Below are 16340 nucleotides of genomic sequence, written 5' to 3' on the forward strand. Positions count from 1 at the left end.
TTTTAATGATGTCATACTGAGCGAAGTCGAAGCATCCGGATTATTTATTTAAAATTGAATTAAATTGAAGGAATAATTTTACCGGAAACCTCACCAAACCCTACTCTCACGCCATCTTTTTCAGCCCAGGCTTTCATAGTAACTGTATCGTTATCTTCAATGAATTTTCTTTCCTGACCATTGCTTAGCTGTAAAGGATTCTGTCCTCTCCAGGTCAGTTCCAGCATCGATCCGAAAGATTTGGGATCGGTTCCTGAGATGGTTCCGCTGGCGTACAAATCTCCAACTTCCACATTGCATCCGTTTACCGTATGATGTGCTAGTTGCTGGGTCATATTCCAGTACATGAATTTATAATTACTTTCTGAGATCAGGTTTTCTTCACCGTTTTCAGGTTGTAAATAAACTTCAAGGTTGATATCATAATTTTTATCACCTTCAAATTTTAAATAGTCTAAAACTTCAGGATCCTGCTTTGGAGAAGCTGTTCTGAACGGTTCCAGCGCTTCAAGGGTAACTACCCATGGAGAAATGGATGAACCAAAGTTCTTGGCAAGGAAAGGGCCCAGTGGAACATATTCCCATGCCTGAATATCTCTTGCGGACCAGTCGTTGAATACTACCATCCCAAAGATTGCATCTTCAGCATCCTTTGTAGAAATGCTTTCCCCCATCTCCGTGTTTCTGTTAAGAATAAAGGCCATCTCCAGTTCAAAATCAAGCTGCTTGCTTGGCCCGAAAATTGGTTTTTCTGCATCTGCAGGTTTTGTCTGGCCTTTCGGACGGTTAATTTCCGTTCCTGAAACGACGATGGATGATGCTCTTCCGTGATAACCTACCGGAAGGTGTTTCCAGTTCGGAAGCAGTGCATTGGCTGGGTCACGGAACATTTTTCCTACGTTCGTAGCATGCTCAATGCTGCTGTAAAAATCGGTGTAATTCGGGATGTGCACAGGCATCATCATTTTTACTTTGTCAAGATCGTAGAAGGCATCTGCAATGGTTTTTTCGTCTTTTGACAACATTGAGCCTTCCTGTAGAAGCTCCTGGATTCTGGTACGTACTGCATTGGTTACAGGTTTCCCCAGTTCAATGAATTCGTTGATGGTGTAGGCTTCAAAAACATTATCGTCCAATCCTTCAATATTTTCAAAATATCCAAGATCATAGAGAGTGGCAAGATCAACGACCTGATCCCCGATCCTTGTACAGCATCCGATATATTCTTTATTAAAAACTGCTACTCCGAAAGGAATATTATGTATAGAAAAGTCTGAATCCGAAGAATATTCTACAAATGATTTCATAATTTTTTTGGAATTAAATTAAAATAATAAGACAGCGAATCCATAAGATCTGCTATCATGATTCTGTGGGATTATTTATTTTTGGAGTAAGAGGCTTCATCTATCCATCTGTCTTTGGTATTAACGTCAATAAGATACAGGATATTATCCTGCCTGGTCAGCAGCAAAGTTTTGGTTACAGGCATCGGAACTTTCTTATTTTCAAGTTTATCTGCTCTTAGAGAAAGAATGTTCTTTTTCCTGATGATATCTCCTGTAAAAACGTTTGAACTGCTTTCACCGGTAGCTTTGTCATCAAAAACTTCTACATAAGTAGCTTCTTTTCCCTTGATGACAATAAAGTCTCTTTCCGTGTGATCTTCTGCATCTTTGATAAAGACGAACTTCTTATTGTCAATATTTACATTTTCAAGATTCTGATTGATGCCTTTTCTTTCTTCCAGACGGTTAAGAATTTCATTCAGGGTTCCATACTGAGCATTAAGCCCTAATGTTCCAAAAAATAAAATTCCGATAAAAAATTTTCTCATAATATGTGTCTTTAAAAAAGTTTTGTCAAGACTCTTCATCCTGACAAAACTTGGTATTTTATATTTAAATTAAAGATTTCCTCTTCTTTCCTGCTCTCTTTCCAATGCTTCGAACAACGCTTTGAAATTTCCGGCACCAAAACTCTGTGCACCGTGTCTTTCAATGATCTCGAAGAATAGAGTAGGACGGTCTTCTACAGGCTTCGTGAAAATCTGAAGCAAGTATCCTTCTTCATCATGATCAATAAGGATGCCTAAGTCCTGTAATTTTTTAATATCTTCATCAATATGGCCAACTCTTTCCGGAACCATATCATAATAAGCCTCTGGTGGAGCTGAAAGGAACTCTACCCCACGTTTTTTTAATTCGGTTACGGTGTGGATGATGTCTTTTGTAGCCACAGCGATGTGCTGTACACCTTCTCCTTCATAGAAATCAAGATATTCTTCTACCTGAGATTTCTTTTTACCTTCTGCAGGCTCATTAATCGGGAATTTTGCAAATCCGTTTCCATTGGACATTACTTTAGACATCAATGCAGAATATTCTGTATTGATCTGTTTGTCATCAAAAGAAAGGATGTTCACGAAGCCCATTACTTTTTCGTACCATTCTACAGTAGGGATCATTCTGTTCCAGCCTACGTTTCCTACACAATGGTCTACATATAATAAACCTGCTTCTTCAGGGTTATAGTTGCTTTCCCACTTTTCGTATCCGGGCATGAAAGCTCCTTTGTAGTTTTTTCTTTCGATAAACATGTGGATGGTCTCTCCGTACGTATAAATTCCGGACATTCTTAACTCACCGTTCTCGTCCGTTAAAGTTACAGGCTCCAAATATGGTTTTCCGCCTCTCTTGGTAGTTTCTTCGAAAGCCTGGTAAGCGTCATCTACCCAAAGTGCCAAAATTTTCACTCCGTCGCCATGTTTTTTTACATGCTCACTGACAGGGGAATCAGATTTAAGTCCTGTTGTTAGTACCAGTCTTATTTTTCCTTGTTGGAGAACATAAGAAGCACGGTCTCTTACTCCTGTTTCAGGACCGGCATATGCAACAGACTGGAAACCGAAAGCGGTTTTGTAATAATGGGCAGCCTGTTTAGCATTTCCTACATAAAACTCAATGTAATCTGTACCGTTGATTGGTAAAAAATTCTCAGCTTGAGCGATTTTTTCAGCAAATGTAAGTGTTGACATATTTCTATTTTTACTTTTATTTTTATGTATGCAAATTACAAAAATCCTAGAAATAGCAAAATCACTGGAATTGATTCCCAGAGTATAGTTAACATAATGTTAAAAAAGAGTTCATTTAAGTATATTTAAGTTCTTTTATAATGGAATTAGAAGGTTATCTTTGACATACACAGAACAAGTGGAAAAAAATATTTTCGAAACATGAAAGCCGTAGAAGATTCTACGGCTTTCTTTCTTTATTTGTCTATTTCGACTTTTCTGTTAAGCCTTCCGGCATCAGGATTATAGTTGTCCCAAATCTTCCAGACATTGCCTATTTTACGGATAAAATAGATCTGGGTATTAAGCTGGTTAACAAAATGTTCTTCACCGGTTTTGCCTACTTTGAACAAAAGGTTCCAGAATTCCTGAGTTTCCAATATTTTTTTGTCAGGTTCATCAGTAACAAGGTGGATATCAAAAACTTCATAGTTTGAACGGTTGTTTTTGGTCACGAGCTGAAGGCCCCTTTCACACAATTCTCTGCTGAACTGTGAAGTTCTTTCTAAAAATGGTGATCCGTCAAAAACCAGGTCTTTAAAAACTTCGGGTTTATGATCGGGAAAATTCTTGTAAAATTCAAATGTGGTAGCACAATAATCATACACTATTTTTGTAAGAAATTCCAGGCTGCCTGGAGGTTCTTTTTCCCGGATCTTTAATTGTAAGGACTGTATGTAATTATTTAAGTCTTTGTATCCTAAAAATATACAGATCTTGTCCAGTGTTTTCAAGAACCTGAGATCATTATGGGTTTTGTCCTGATAGTCATTTTCAAAAAAGCGCTGGAGGGTAACATGTGATATTGTATTTCCTATTTCAAATTTTTTCCCGCCTTTCAGTTCTTCAGCGTCAGACAATTCATCTTTTATAATTTCAGAAAGAATAATATAATGGCTTCTTTTCCATTCACTCACATTCCCCAAAACAGAATTTCTTACTTTAGAATGCTTTTCAACTTCTTCTCTAATCGAATTATATATAGTTTTCAATTTCCTTTGGTTTTGAATGGATTTATCAAAAACACTGCCAAATGTTAAAATTTTTTTATGGGGCCACTTTGTTGTGGTTGGTAATATATTGGCTTTACTTATGATAAAATATTCATGAGAAACAGAATATAAAATTTCTTACTGTTTAAACCTTTCATAAGCAGCTCTTTCCAGCATTTCCCTGTCATCAGGGTGGGCAATGCTGATAAGTTCCTGAGCCCTCTGGCGGAGATTTTTACCATACAAATAAGCTGTGCCATATTCTGTAACTACATAATGAATATGTCCTCTTGTAGTCACAACACCGGCTCCTTGCTTAAGAAAAGGAACGATCCTTGAAACTCCTTTTTTGGTTCTGGAAGTAATGGCAATAATCGGTTTTCCATCTTCACTCAAGGCTGCACCTCTCATAAAGTCCATTTGCCCACCGATTCCGCTGTACTGCAATGTTCCGATGGAGTCTGCACATACCTGTCCCGTAAGGTCGATTTCAATGGCAGAATTGATGGCAACCATTTTTTTGTTCCTCATAATATTGATCGGGAAGTTCACATCGCTTACGTCTTTGAATGCAAAAACAGTATTGTCATCTACATAATCGTAGAGTTTCCTTGTTCCGAAGCAGAAGCTTGTGATGGTTTTATTATCATTATAGCCTTTATACTTATTATTGATTACATCATTCTTGATCAGGTCTATAACCCCGTCACTAAGCATTTCTGTATGAACTCCCAGATCTTTGTGATTGGTTAAACATTTTAATACGGCATCAGGAATCGTTCCGATACCCATTTGTAGTGTTGATCTATCTTCAATAAGTTCTGCCACATTTTTTCCGACAAGCATTTCTTCCGGACCTACCTTCGAACCGTAATCTACGGTTGGGAGCTCTTCTTCATGCCATACCAGCTTATGGATCCTGCTGATGTGGATCATTCCGTCTCCGTGCGTTCTTGGCATTAAGGGATTGACAATGGCAACAATGAGTTTAGCGGTATCTACAGCTGCTCTTGCAACATCTACAGAGGTTCCCAAAGTACAGAAACCATGTCTGTCCGGCGGAGAAACAGTCACCAAAGCAACATCCAGCGGCAGAATATTTTTTCTGAAAAGAATGGGGATCTCGCTTAAAAAAACGGGAACAAAATCTCCCCGGTCCGAGTTCGCAGCATCCCGCACAGGTGTTGATACGAATAATGAATTCACAAAAAAGCTGTTTTTATATTCAGGTTTTGCAATTTCTACGTTTCCCTGTTGGGTAATGGAAACCATTTCTACGTTTTCCAGGCGGTGAGATTGTCTTGCCAGCTCGTCAATAAGATAATTCGGAGTACAGGCACTTCCGTGGAAAAATACGCGGTTTCCGCTTTTTACAGTATATACGGCTTCTTCTGCACTAATATAATTGTACATAATGAAATTTTTATGAGTGATTTTTTATTCCTGAGAACGGTCTTCCAGGGTTTTGTCTGACTCTTCCAGCCATGAAGTTTTATAGGAAGGATCTTCCACTTTTAAAGCTTCTTCCGTAATTTTTAGCGGACGGAAAGGATCTACCATTACGGCATATTCTTCAGTGAATTTTTTGCCGATACTTCTTTCCATTGCTCCAGGGTGAGGTCCGTGTACAATTCCTCCAGGGTGGAGAGTAAAGTCCATCAGGTCTATATGATTACGGCTCATGAAGTCGCCTTCTGTATAGAATAAAACCTCATCAGAATCAATATTCGAGTGGTTATAAGGAGCCGGGATAGCTAGTGGATGGTAGTCATACATTCTGGCGCAGAATGAGCAGACTACGAAATTGTGGCCTTCAAAATTCTGGTGTACCGGTGGTGGCTGGTGAATTCTGCCTGTAATAGGCTCAAAGTTTTTAATATTGAATTTATAAGGATAAAAATATCCGTCCCATCCTACAACATCAAATGGATGTGTTGCATAGATGAAATCTGTGATCTGGTTTTCTTTTTTTACTTTAATTAAAAATTCTCCTTTTTCATCTTTAGGTTCTTTAAAAACCGGCGCGATCATATCTCTTTCGCAGAAAGGTGAATGTTCCAACAGCTGCCCGAATTCATTTCTGTATCTTTTCGGTGTGTAAATAGGAGAGTGGCTTTCAAGCACAAAAAAAACGGTGTCTTCTGATTTCAGTTCTACCTGGTAGATAGTTCCTCTCGGGATAATAAGATAGTCCCCGGTAACAAATTCCAGGTCCCCAACAAATGTTTTCAGGATCCCTGTTCCCTGGTGAACATACAAGAGTTCGTCACATTCTGCATTTTTGTAGAAATAATCCATGGATTTTCTGGGTTTTGCCAAGCCCATTTTCAGGTCGTTGTTCATCAGAAGAATCTTTCTGCTGTCCATGAAGTCATCTTCGGGCGTGACATTCATTCCCTTGAACATTCTAGGGGCAACATTTTTTTCCACCGCGATCTTTGGAGTTACATCTTTTGCCGGCCCAATTGATTTGATCTGTGTAGGGCGGTGTGTATGATAGAGCAATGAGGAAATTCCGTGAAAGCCTTCTGTCCCGAAAAGCTGTTCATAGTAAAATTTATCTTCCGGCGATTTAAAAATCGTATGTCTTTTTGGTGGGATATTACCCGCTTGATGATATCTCATTTTACTTTTTATATCTAGTTTCTCAAATTTAATCATTTTTCGTGAATTCATTTCAACAACATTTATCATGATTTTTGTAATTCAAAAATAATTGTTAGATTTGTCTAACAATTTTGATTTCATGAAACAAATATTATTTTCTCTTATTCTTTCCTCTTCCTTTTGTTTTTCCCAGGAAACAGACAGTCTGAGTGTAAAAAAAACTATAAATAACGATTCTACAATAATTTCTAAAGCAAAAATTAAGACAAGCAGTATTGAAGATGTTGTCATTACCGGAACCATAAAGCCTTTCAGCAGATCAAAAAGTCCTGTAGCCGTAGAGGTGTATAACCAGAAGTTCTTTCAAAAAAATCCAACTCCAAGTATTTTTGAAGCTATTGCAATGGTGAACGGAGTAAAACCACAGCTCAATTGTTCAGTCTGTAATACTGGCGATATCCATATCAACGGCCTTGAAGGTCCTTATACGATGATCCTGATCGATGGAATGCCTATTGTAAGCTCTCTTTCAACAGTATATGGATTAAGCGGAATTCCTAACAGCCTTGTGGACAGAATTGAAGTGGTAAAAGGCCCTGCTTCTTCTATTTACGGCTCTGAGGCGATGGGTGGAGTGATTAATATCATTACCAAGAATGCACTTACCGCTCCTAAATTAAGTATAGATCTGATGACGAGTACCTGGAGTGAGAATAATCTTGATGTTTCAACGAAATTTAATATTGGGAAGAATGCTGCGTCTTTATTAAGCCTCAATTATTTCAGCTTTAAAGAAAAGATAGATCAGAACAAAGACAATTTCACGGATGCAGCATTGCAGAGCAGAATTTCTGTTTTCAATAAGTGGAATTTTAAAAGGAAAGAGAACCGCCAGGCAAGCTTTGCATTGAGATATTTATATGAAGACCGTTTTGGAGGTGAAATGCAGTGGGACAGATCTTACCGCGGAAGCGGAGATGTGTACGGAGAAAGAATTTATACCAACAGGGCGGAAGTGTTTGGACTCTACCAGTGGCCTTTAAAAGAATATATCGTTACCCAGTTTTCTTATAATTATCATGATCAGAACTCTTTTTACGGAAACAATCCGTATACTGCACTGCAGAAAGTGGCTTTTGCCCAGACCTATTGGAGCAAAAAAGTAGGAAATCATGATTTGACGGGAGGAATTACTTTCAAGAGAACATTCTATGACGATAATACACCAGGAACTTTATCCGGAGACGGAGTCACCAATGCACCGATGAAATCTCCGATTTGGGGAGCTTTTGTACAGGATCAGTGGGAAATTAATGAAAAGCATACTTTGCTGGTTGGCTACCGTTTTGATTATGATAAAATTCATCATGAAGTGCATTCACCAAGGTTGGCATGGAAATTTTCACCGAATCCTTATCATACGCTAAGATTCAATTTTGGAACTGGTTTCCGGGTGGTCAATCTTTTCACAGAAGATCACGCTGCACTGACCGGTTCCCGTGAGGTAGTGATCAAATCGGATCTGAAGCCTGAGAGATCCGTCAATGGAAATTTGAATTATATCTGGAAAATTCTGGTAGGAAACCGCATGCTTCAGCTTGATGCCTCCGCATTTTACACCTATTTCAGCAATAAGATTGTAGGAGATTTTGATACCGATCCGGATAAAATTATTTATGACAATCTCAATGGATATGGAATTTCGAGAGGAGCTTCTCTGAATGTGGATTTCAGCTTCAGCTTTCCTTTAAGCTTTAACTTAGGAGTGACCTATCTTGATGTTTATCAGAAATTCGATGGGGAAAACAAAAAATCACAGCAGCTGCATGCACCGAAATGGAGTGGAACTTATAATCTCTCCTATAAGTTCGTGAATGACCTGACTGTAGATTTTACAGGACAATTCTACGGACCGATGCGACTTCCTGTACTGCCGGATGATTACCGTCCTGAATATTCGCCTTTCTATTCTCTGGCCAATATTCAGGTTTCAAAAAGTTTCAGATCTGGCTTTGAGGTATATTGCGGGGTGAAAAACCTATTCAATTTTACGCCGAAAGATCCTTTGATGAGACCGTTTGATCCATTTGATAAATATGTAAACGATCCGGTAAATAACCCGAACCATTATACTTTTGATACTGCTTATGGATATGCGCCGATGCAGAAGATTAGGGGTTTCCTGGGAATAAAATATACTTTAAAATGAAAAATTTTATTTTATTTTTAATGTTAGTGCCCTGTTTTTATCTCTCTCAGATGAAGACAGGCACTTTTTCTGAACTTGAAACATTGATGAGAAAAGATCCGAAACCAATTATAATCCATTTGTATACGGATTGGTGCACGGTCTGCAAAATGGAAAAGCATGCATTGAATAAAGACAGGGAAACCGTGGATTTAATCAATGAAAACTTTTATCTGGTTAATTTTGAAGCCGAAAAAACGAAAGAAAAGATAGAGTTTCAGGGAAAAGAGTTTGGGTATATGCCGAATGGAAATTCCGGAATTCATGAATTAGCTTTGGCTTTGTCTAAAAATAAGGGTCAGCCTGTCTATCCTTTGTGGATTGTTCTAGATAAAGACCGGAAGTTAGTATATTATCATGAAGGTCTATTAACTCCTGAAATAATGAAGCAGAAACTTTTGGAAATTTCTGCTTTGTAGGTGTTTTTCTCTCGAGGTGTTCCACGACATTTTTTGTCTGCTGATCTTCGATAATGACAGATTTTCCATCTTTGATTCCTGTGATTACACGTCTTGGTATTGTATTCATATCTTAATGTTTCATGATCAATTTGTGACCCTGAGTCTGGTTGTTTTTAAGAATAGAATGGGCTTTTAAAACCGTATCTAGAGAAAGATTTCCTATGATTTTATAATTTGGCGGGCTGATCATTCCGTTCTCAATAAGTTTTGAAATGTTCTCTAAACCTCTTTTGTAATATTGATAATCTTTGTTCATGCTGTAGGAATAATTGGAAATATTCATGATCACGGCTCCTTTATTGAAGAGGATTTCGTGCGCGTCTTTAGAGATCAGGGCAGTTACATCTGCATACGTACCGTTAATTTTCAAAACCTCTGCAGTGATCTCAGACATATAATTTCCCACAAGATCAATTCCGAAATCGAAAGGATGGTCATTATTGGCTTTTAAAAGTTTTGTTGCAAGGTTATCCTCTTTATAATTGATGACCTGATCACTTTTTAAACCCAGCCCAAGAAGAATCTGTCTGTTTTCTTCACTACCAACCGTAGCTGTAATTTTCCGGAACTGATTCGCCAGTAAAAATTTAATGACAAAAGAACCGACTCCACCTGTTGCTCCGGTTACCAGAACAGAATCATTATCACTCAGCTTTAAACGATTGACAGTCTGTAGTGCTGTAAGTCCTGCAGAAGGAATGGCAGCAGCCTGCTCAAAGGAAAGACTTTTGGGTTTAAATGCAACAATGTCTTCCGGAACAGCAATATATTCAGTATAGGTGCCGCTGCTTCCCATGGAACCGCTTCCACAATACACTTCGTCTCCGATATTAAACTGATGGGCACATGATCCTTTTTCCACAACAATTCCTGATAGTTCGCGGCCTAAAATGGGTGATTTGAGAAGTTTCCGTTCCAGTTCATTCTCAATCATCTGATAATCGATAGGATTGAAGCCGCTGGCCTTGATTTGAATCAAAATTTCGTGGTCCTTTAGTATTGGTTTTTCTATCACAGCATCTTCAAGCTGGAAATTTTTATTTAATGTAATGGCTTTCATAAAAAAGTTTTGATGAACAAATGTAGAAAGAGAATAGTTTATATTTGCTATCAGTTAACTATTGGTAACCAGTTACCTTAATGAAACTATTATGGCAAAAATCATAGAAAACGGAATAGAAAGAGAAGCGAGCTGCACAGAAGAATTATTCGCCATGCGCGACAGCCTTGATGTTTTGGGAGGAAAATGGAAACTGATGATTCTACGCTATCTGACCAACAGAACCGATCAGCAGATTCATTTCAAAAAACTACAACGGGGAATAGATGGAATTTCCGCAAAAATGCTCAGCAAAGAACTGAAAGAGCTGGAAACAAATCTTCTGATCACAAGAACTATCCAGGATACAAGGCCCATCACGGTAGCGTATGCGGTCACAGAATACGGAAAATCAGTTTTACCGGTAACTGAAACTCTGGTGAATTGGGGAATCCTTCACCGGGAGAAGATCAAAGAGTCGATGAGTTAGCGAATTTAAAGATTGAATAATTTAAAGATTTAAATATTAAGGTCTACGATTATCTTCAAAGAAAAACATGTGTCATCTGAGTGATGGTTTACGGGAAAAGCCAACCTGCCATTGCGAACCTTTATGTGAAGCAATCTAAAATCATTCAACAAAGGAATTATTTAATTTTCTTTAGATTGCTTCGTCTCTTCGCACCCGCAATGACAGATTATTTTAAAAGGACAGCAATAATGGCCAGTATCGCCGGCAAAGCCTGTACGAAAAATATTTTTTTTGTCGCAGAAACAGCCCCGTAAATTCCAGCTACAGCCACACATCCTAAAAAGAATAATGCTATGTTATCCTGCCATTTCGGATCTTCAATTAAAAAAGACCAGATCAGCCCTGCAGCAAGAAAACCATTATAAAGTCCCTGGTTGGCGGCCAGGCCTTTTGTAGGTTTGAACATTTCTGCCGGCAATGCGGCTTTGAATACTTCCTTTCCTTTGGTTTCCCAGGCGAACATTTCCATCCACAGGATATAAATATGCTCCAGTGCAACGATGGCGATGAGAATTTTAGCAACGAGTTCCATGATTTAATGTTTTTGACATTGTAAAACTAAAAAAATAAAGTTAAGTTTGGTTATTCAATTGCAAAGATGGATACTTTCAAAGCACATTTAAATAAATTTATTACCATTACCGATGAAGAATATGCTTCCATATTTTCCTTTTTTAAAGAGGTGGAAGTGAAAAAAAAGCAGAATCTGATGCTTAGCGGTGAAATCTGCAGATCAATGTATTTTGTGTCTGCGGGTTGTCTGAGAAAGTTTTTTGTAAATGAGAAAGGAACGGAACAAACTACAGAATTTGCGATAGAAAATTGGTGGATTACAGATACTTTTGCCTATGAAAGGCAGATGAAATCAGATTTCTGTATCCAAGCAGTGGAGCATTCTGCTGTCCTTATTATTGATCTTCAGCAGCAGGAACATTTATTGGAGAAACATCCGGTTATGGAGCGGTATTTCAGGATGGTTTATCAAAGAGCTTATGCAGCGTCAGAAAGAAGGATCCGGTACCTGTATGAGATGTCCAGAGAAGAACTGTATGTACATTTCAGCACACTGTATCCATGGTTTATCCAAAGGATTCCACAATATCTTATTGCTTCTTTCCTGAATCTTACCCCGGAATACCTAAGCGAAATCAGAGCAAAATTACGTTCTTAAACCAGTTTAAGATTTTTATGGATAATAATCCGGAAATTTGTCTTGTTATTAAAAGTCAACATCATGACAGATAAAAATGCTCAGTTTCCACAATTATTTTTAAGGATTGCCCTTTCTGTAACCATGCTTTCTGCAGTGGCGGACAGGTTCGGTTTGTGGAGTGAAAATGCTGCTTGGGGAAACTGGGGAAATTTTGAAGCTTACACCCGAAAACTTACCTTTTTTCTTCCGGAAAGCTTAAGTACATTTTCTGCTTATGCTGCGACTTTTTTTGAAATACTTTTTCCCCTAATGCTGCTTTTAGGCTGGAAAACCAGAATCGCAGCATTCGGAGCGGGCTTTTTGCTGCTGGTCTTTGCTTTGTCAATGACCATCGCATTAGGGATTAAAGCTCCTCTGGATTACTCCGTCTGGGTAGGATGTTCAGGAGCTTTTTTATTGGCTGTTCAGCAGAAATATTTCTTTAGTATAGATCAATTAACCAACAAATTATAATATTATGAGCGCAAGATTAAATATTGCCAATGTAGATTCAGCAGCGTACAAAGCTATGCTTGGACTGGAAGGATACCTTCAGACGATTTCTTTAAACCACATTCAAAAAGAATTAATCAAGATCAGGGCTTCACAGATCAACAAATGTGCTTTCTGTCTTGATATGCATACAAAAGATGCTATCAAGTACGGAGAAACCACTCAAAGGATTTTCATCCTTAACGGCTGGAGAGAGGCAAAAGACTTTTTCACAGAAGAAGAGCAGGTACTTTTGGCTATGACAGAAGAAATTACTCTAATTAGTGAGAAAGGGCTTACAGAAGAAACCTTCCAGAAAGCAAAGAAGTATTTTGATGAGGCAAAAATTGCACAGATCATTATGGCTATTGTAACGATCAATGCATGGAACAGAATTGCTGTAAGCACCCATCTTGAAGTGCCAAAATAGTTTTCTGTATATAAAGTTATTTACACAAAGAGCCTTTCTATAATGAAAGGCTCTTTTATTATCAAAACGGATCACTTTAAGGCTGATGATACAGCTGTAATACATTGGCATTCAGAGGTTGTTCGATCTTCCGCTCCAGTTTTTTATCATCGCGGGTGATGTATATTTCCATAGAGCCTGTTCCTACATGCAATGACAGGATATGTCCGCCATAGGCATTAAACTGATCATCAGTCGCTATCCCATGAATATGAAGGGAAGGTCCTTTTTCGTTCCACGCAATAGAACCTGTAAGATTTCCCATTTCTACTTTATTGAATGTTTTGGGATTAAATTTTTTTGCATTAAAATCATAAAATCCAAAAGTGACTTCTCCAGCAAAACCGATTCCCGTAAAATTTGCAAAGGGTATCTTTTCTGTCTCTGCTAATTTTTCGATCTCACCAATCACATCATCACCTTCCCGCAATACCATGATATATCCGGTTTTTGTACTATTATACTTCGGGATTTTCGATGAAGATTCTTGCTGAGCCATTAGTGTAACTGTGGGATTTATTATTAAAAAGACACCGAGTTTAAATAAAAAAGACTTCATGTATGTTTTAGATTAATAATATTCAGTTTGAGTGATTAAGGCTTTTGTGTCTTTATGTTTTAATAAAAGTATGATTATTTACTAAGTTCCTTTAAAATAGCTTCACCAACACTTTTTGCAGACTGTGGATTTTGTCCGGTAATCACTCTCTGGTCTGTTACTACATGGTTTTGCCAAAGCCCTGATTTTTCAAATTTCGCCCCTCTTTCTTTCAGTTTTTCTTCCAGAAGGAAAGGAACTACATCGGTCAGTTTTACTTCAGCTTCCTCCTCGTTGGTAAAAGCATTGATCTTTTTGCCATCCACTAAATACTTTCCGTTATTCAGTTTAATGTTGACAAGACCTGCCGGACCGTGGCATACTGCCGATACAATGCCTCCATTCTCATATATTTTTGAGGCAATACCAGCCAATTCTGTATTATCGGCGAAATCCCACATGGCGCCGTGACCTCCTGCGTAGAAAATTGCACTATAATTGTCTGGATTTACCTGAGAAGGCTGTAAAGAATGGTCGATCTTATTTTTGTATTCCGCGTTTTCCCAGAATTCCTTGTTTACAGGGTCTTTCAAATCAAATCCGTCTACCGGAGGAGTTCCGCCTTTAGGGCTTACAAAATCGATTTCATATCCTGCCTTATGAAGAACTTCCCATGGATGAGAAACTTCACCAAGATAATAGCCGGTATCTTCACCGGTGCTTCCTTTTTTGTCATGACTGGTTACGACAAATAAAATTTTCTTTTTCATATGTTTAGATTTTTGATGTTGTGCCTGAACAAATCCTATTGTAAACAGGGCTAAAAATAGAAGTGCTAATTTTTTCATATTAAAGGATATGTGTAGTGTAAATTTGCGGTTTTTCCTGTAATTTTTCGTCAACGATAGCGCCGAAAGCCTGGATGTAAGGTTGTTGGTTATGTTGTGCAAGTCCTTCTTCACTTTTCCAGATCTCATAGAAAATAAACTGGTTTTTGTCTTCAATTCCCTGATGCAGGCTGTACAGTTCGCACGCATCTTCTTTTCTGGTTTCTTTTACCATATTCTGAAGAACTTCCAATACTTCTTGCTGGTGTTCTTCTTTAGATTTTATAACTGCTGTAAGATAAATTTTCATAATTAAATAAATTTTTCAATGGATTGATATTGAGGATTCCAACCCAGTTCTGTTTTTGCTTTGTCAGAATTACATATACTGTTGGATGCAAATCCAAAATATCCGCCTGCAGGACCAAATGTATTGACTGCTTCCTGTACGCTGACAGACTGTGCAGGCTGCAAATGATATTGTCTGCTTATATGTTCTGCCAGATTCTTGATCGTTGAAGATCCGTTTTCTGCATAGTAAAGAGAACCTGCTTTTGCTTTTTCCAGTGCGAGTACATACAGATCTGCTAAATCCTTAATATGGAGATTCGACCATATATTTTCACCTTTTCCAAAATAAGCTCCAAATCCTTTTTCTTTAGAGAAATTAATTAAAGCCGGAAGCTGGATGCTGTCTTTTTTTAAACCCAGACCGTCACCATAAACCATGGTAGGAACAATGACAATGCTTCTTATATTTTTTTTGGCAGACTGAAGAACATAATCATTGATCAGTACCCTGGAAGCCATTTCCAGTCTTGGGTTCAGAGGAATATCTTCTGTGTAGACAAAATCATTTTTTTCTCCATTCTCTTTTCCTCCGAAAATAGCTGAACCTGAGGTGAAAATAAAGGTTTTGCCGCTCCCTTCCAGTGCATTGATGAAACTGTCCGCGGCATAAGCATCATCTGCAGAATCTGCAGTGTGGATAATGGCATCAGCATTAGAGATAGCAGAATTCAAAACAGCTTCATCATGTATATTTCCTATGACGGAATCAATTCCTAGATGTTTCAATTTTTCTGCTGCATCTGCATTGCGAACCAATCCTGTTACACTGTAGTTTCTTTCTAATAGCTTCCGGGCAACGGTACCACCGATATAACCGGTAATTCCTGTTATCAGTATTTTTTTCATGAGGCTAATTGAGGTTTAAGTTCTTTTTCGAAAACATGTTCAAGATGTTCTCTGTAAAGTTTCATATCACGCTCTATATTAGCGTTTTTCTCTACATCATGGAAATGAAAGCTTTCCATTTTTTCTAAAGAAACAAAAGCATTCATTCTATGGAATCCAAATAACGGTCCATTATCTACACTTGTTTCATTGAAGAATTCTCCCGGAAGTGTAAAGGCTGTTTCCGGGGCGTTCCAGCTTGTGGTTACCATATATTTTCTTCCGCCCAGCATTCCTCCTGTACCGTAATTGATTTCCGGAGTTTCGGCTTTTCTTCCGTCGCTCATATAGATTCCTTTGGCATGACCGGCTGTGAAAACCTCGTCAATATATTTTTTAAAACCGTTAGGAAGCTGGAACCACCAGATAGGAGTGTGATAGATGATAAAATCTGCCCAAACAAACTTCTTTACTTCTTCGTCTTTATCAAAGCCATCCGAAATTTGGGTAGTCTTTACTTCTACATTTTCAAATTTTTTAAGTACTTCTAATGTATTTTCTGCAATCGTATTATTATATTTTCCTCCGGAATGTCCGAAATTTTGTCCTCCGTTAATGATCAATACTTTTTTCATTTTATGATTGTTTAAATTTTATAGTGCAAAGTTAGTCTGCCGTATTGTATAATAAA

Annotated in this window: 19 protein-coding genes; 6 read left to right on the plus strand and 13 right to left on the minus strand. The window is 38.0% G+C overall.

What is annotated here, in order from left to right:
* Positions 1 to 59 precede the first annotated feature (59 nt).
* The 6 genes from fahA to ACMGDK_RS16165 form a co-directional block, all read right to left on the minus strand.
* Positions 60 to 1307: a fumarylacetoacetase gene (gene fahA, locus ACMGDK_RS16140; protein ID WP_436808890.1), complete on the minus strand. Its 1248-nt coding sequence runs from the start codon at positions 1305 to 1307 to the stop codon at positions 60 to 62.
* Positions 1308 to 1378: 71 nt separating this feature from the next.
* Positions 1379 to 1837 (minus strand): hypothetical protein, encoded by a 459-nt coding sequence (locus ACMGDK_RS16145; protein WP_436808891.1) that lies wholly within the window; start codon positions 1835 to 1837, stop codon positions 1379 to 1381.
* Positions 1838 to 1906: 69 nt separating this feature from the next.
* On the minus strand, positions 1907 to 3037 hold the full coding sequence (hppD, locus tag ACMGDK_RS16150; RefSeq protein ID WP_436808892.1) for a 4-hydroxyphenylpyruvate dioxygenase: 1131 nt from the start codon (positions 3035 to 3037) through the stop codon (positions 1907 to 1909).
* Positions 3038 to 3273: 236 nt separating this feature from the next.
* Positions 3274 to 4068 carry a hypothetical protein gene (locus tag ACMGDK_RS16155; RefSeq protein ID WP_436808893.1) on the minus strand — a complete coding sequence of 265 codons (795 nt, stop codon included), beginning with the start codon at positions 4066 to 4068 and terminating at the stop codon, positions 3274 to 3276.
* 138 nt (positions 4069 to 4206) lie between these two features.
* Positions 4207 to 5481: an acetyl-CoA hydrolase/transferase family protein gene (locus ACMGDK_RS16160; protein WP_436808894.1), complete on the minus strand. Its 1275-nt coding sequence runs from the start codon at positions 5479 to 5481 to the stop codon at positions 4207 to 4209.
* A gap of 24 nt (positions 5482 to 5505) precedes the next feature.
* Positions 5506 to 6693, minus strand: a complete 1188-nt coding sequence (locus ACMGDK_RS16165; RefSeq protein WP_436808895.1) for a homogentisate 1,2-dioxygenase — start codon at positions 6691 to 6693, stop codon at positions 5506 to 5508.
* A gap of 121 nt (positions 6694 to 6814) precedes the next feature.
* Here ACMGDK_RS16165 and ACMGDK_RS16170 point away from each other — a divergent pair, with 121 nt between their 5' ends.
* Positions 6815 to 8884: a TonB-dependent receptor plug domain-containing protein gene (locus ACMGDK_RS16170; protein ID WP_436808896.1), complete on the plus strand. Its 2070-nt coding sequence runs from the start codon at positions 6815 to 6817 to the stop codon at positions 8882 to 8884.
* A complete protein-coding gene (locus ACMGDK_RS16175; protein WP_436808897.1) occupies positions 8881 to 9342 on the plus strand; it encodes a thioredoxin family protein in 462 nt (153 codons plus the stop codon). The genes ACMGDK_RS16170 and ACMGDK_RS16175 overlap by 4 nt, the downstream gene beginning before the upstream one ends.
* 112 nt (positions 9343 to 9454) lie before the next feature.
* Here ACMGDK_RS16175 and ACMGDK_RS16180 read toward each other — a convergent pair whose 3' ends face one another.
* On the minus strand, positions 9455 to 10444 hold the full coding sequence (locus tag ACMGDK_RS16180) for an NADP-dependent oxidoreductase (protein WP_436808898.1): 990 nt from the start codon (positions 10442 to 10444) through the stop codon (positions 9455 to 9457).
* A 91-nt stretch (positions 10445 to 10535) separates the two neighbouring features.
* On the opposite strand from ACMGDK_RS16180, the gene ACMGDK_RS16185 reads away from it, so the two are divergent.
* Complete coding sequence (locus ACMGDK_RS16185; protein WP_436808899.1) at positions 10536 to 10913, plus strand: winged helix-turn-helix transcriptional regulator; 378 nt, start codon at positions 10536 to 10538, stop codon at positions 10911 to 10913.
* Positions 10914 to 11121: 208 nt separating this feature from the next.
* Here ACMGDK_RS16185 and ACMGDK_RS16190 read toward each other — a convergent pair whose 3' ends face one another.
* Entirely contained in the window at positions 11122 to 11487 is a 366-nt protein-coding gene (locus ACMGDK_RS16190; protein ID WP_436808900.1) for a DUF1304 domain-containing protein, read from the minus strand.
* A gap of 66 nt (positions 11488 to 11553) precedes the next feature.
* Here ACMGDK_RS16190 and ACMGDK_RS16195 point away from each other — a divergent pair, with 66 nt between their 5' ends.
* The 3 genes from ACMGDK_RS16195 to ACMGDK_RS16205 all read left to right on the plus strand — a co-directional run bounded on the left by ACMGDK_RS16195 (position 11554) and on the right by ACMGDK_RS16205 (position 13069).
* Positions 11554 to 12126: a Crp/Fnr family transcriptional regulator gene (locus tag ACMGDK_RS16195; protein ID WP_436808901.1), complete on the plus strand. Its 573-nt coding sequence runs from the start codon at positions 11554 to 11556 to the stop codon at positions 12124 to 12126.
* Between the two features lie 63 nt (positions 12127 to 12189).
* A complete protein-coding gene (locus tag ACMGDK_RS16200; protein ID WP_436808902.1) occupies positions 12190 to 12621 on the plus strand; it encodes a DoxX family protein in 432 nt (143 codons plus the stop codon).
* Positions 12622 to 12625: 4 nt separating this feature from the next.
* Positions 12626 to 13069, plus strand: coding sequence for a carboxymuconolactone decarboxylase family protein (locus ACMGDK_RS16205; RefSeq protein ID WP_436808903.1), 444 nt, complete (start codon positions 12626 to 12628; stop codon positions 13067 to 13069).
* 76 nt (positions 13070 to 13145) lie between these two features.
* Here ACMGDK_RS16205 and ACMGDK_RS16210 read toward each other — a convergent pair whose 3' ends face one another.
* The 5 genes from ACMGDK_RS16210 to ACMGDK_RS16230 form a co-directional block, all read right to left on the minus strand.
* On the minus strand, positions 13146 to 13607 hold the full coding sequence (locus ACMGDK_RS16210; protein WP_436808904.1) for a PPC domain-containing DNA-binding protein: 462 nt from the start codon (positions 13605 to 13607) through the stop codon (positions 13146 to 13148).
* 134 nt (positions 13608 to 13741) lie between these two features.
* Entirely contained in the window at positions 13742 to 14416 is a 675-nt protein-coding gene (locus ACMGDK_RS16215) for a type 1 glutamine amidotransferase domain-containing protein (protein ID WP_436808905.1), read from the minus strand.
* Positions 14417 to 14495: 79 nt separating this feature from the next.
* The gene (locus ACMGDK_RS16220; protein ID WP_436808906.1) at positions 14496 to 14783 is read right to left on the minus strand and encodes a putative quinol monooxygenase; all 288 of its coding nucleotides are present in this window, start codon (positions 14781 to 14783) and stop codon (positions 14496 to 14498) included.
* Between the two features lie 2 nt (positions 14784 to 14785).
* Positions 14786 to 15670: an NAD-dependent epimerase/dehydratase family protein gene (locus tag ACMGDK_RS16225; RefSeq protein ID WP_436808907.1), complete on the minus strand. Its 885-nt coding sequence runs from the start codon at positions 15668 to 15670 to the stop codon at positions 14786 to 14788.
* Positions 15667 to 16284, minus strand: coding sequence for an NAD(P)H-dependent oxidoreductase (locus ACMGDK_RS16230; RefSeq protein WP_436808908.1), 618 nt, complete (start codon positions 16282 to 16284; stop codon positions 15667 to 15669). The genes ACMGDK_RS16225 and ACMGDK_RS16230 overlap by 4 nt, the downstream gene beginning before the upstream one ends.
* Positions 16285 to 16340 lie beyond the last annotated feature (56 nt).

Origin of the sequence: Chryseobacterium hilariae, from assembly GCF_051400735.1 — a bacterium.
In the GTDB taxonomy this organism is placed as follows: domain Bacteria; phylum Bacteroidota; class Bacteroidia; order Flavobacteriales; family Weeksellaceae; genus Chryseobacterium.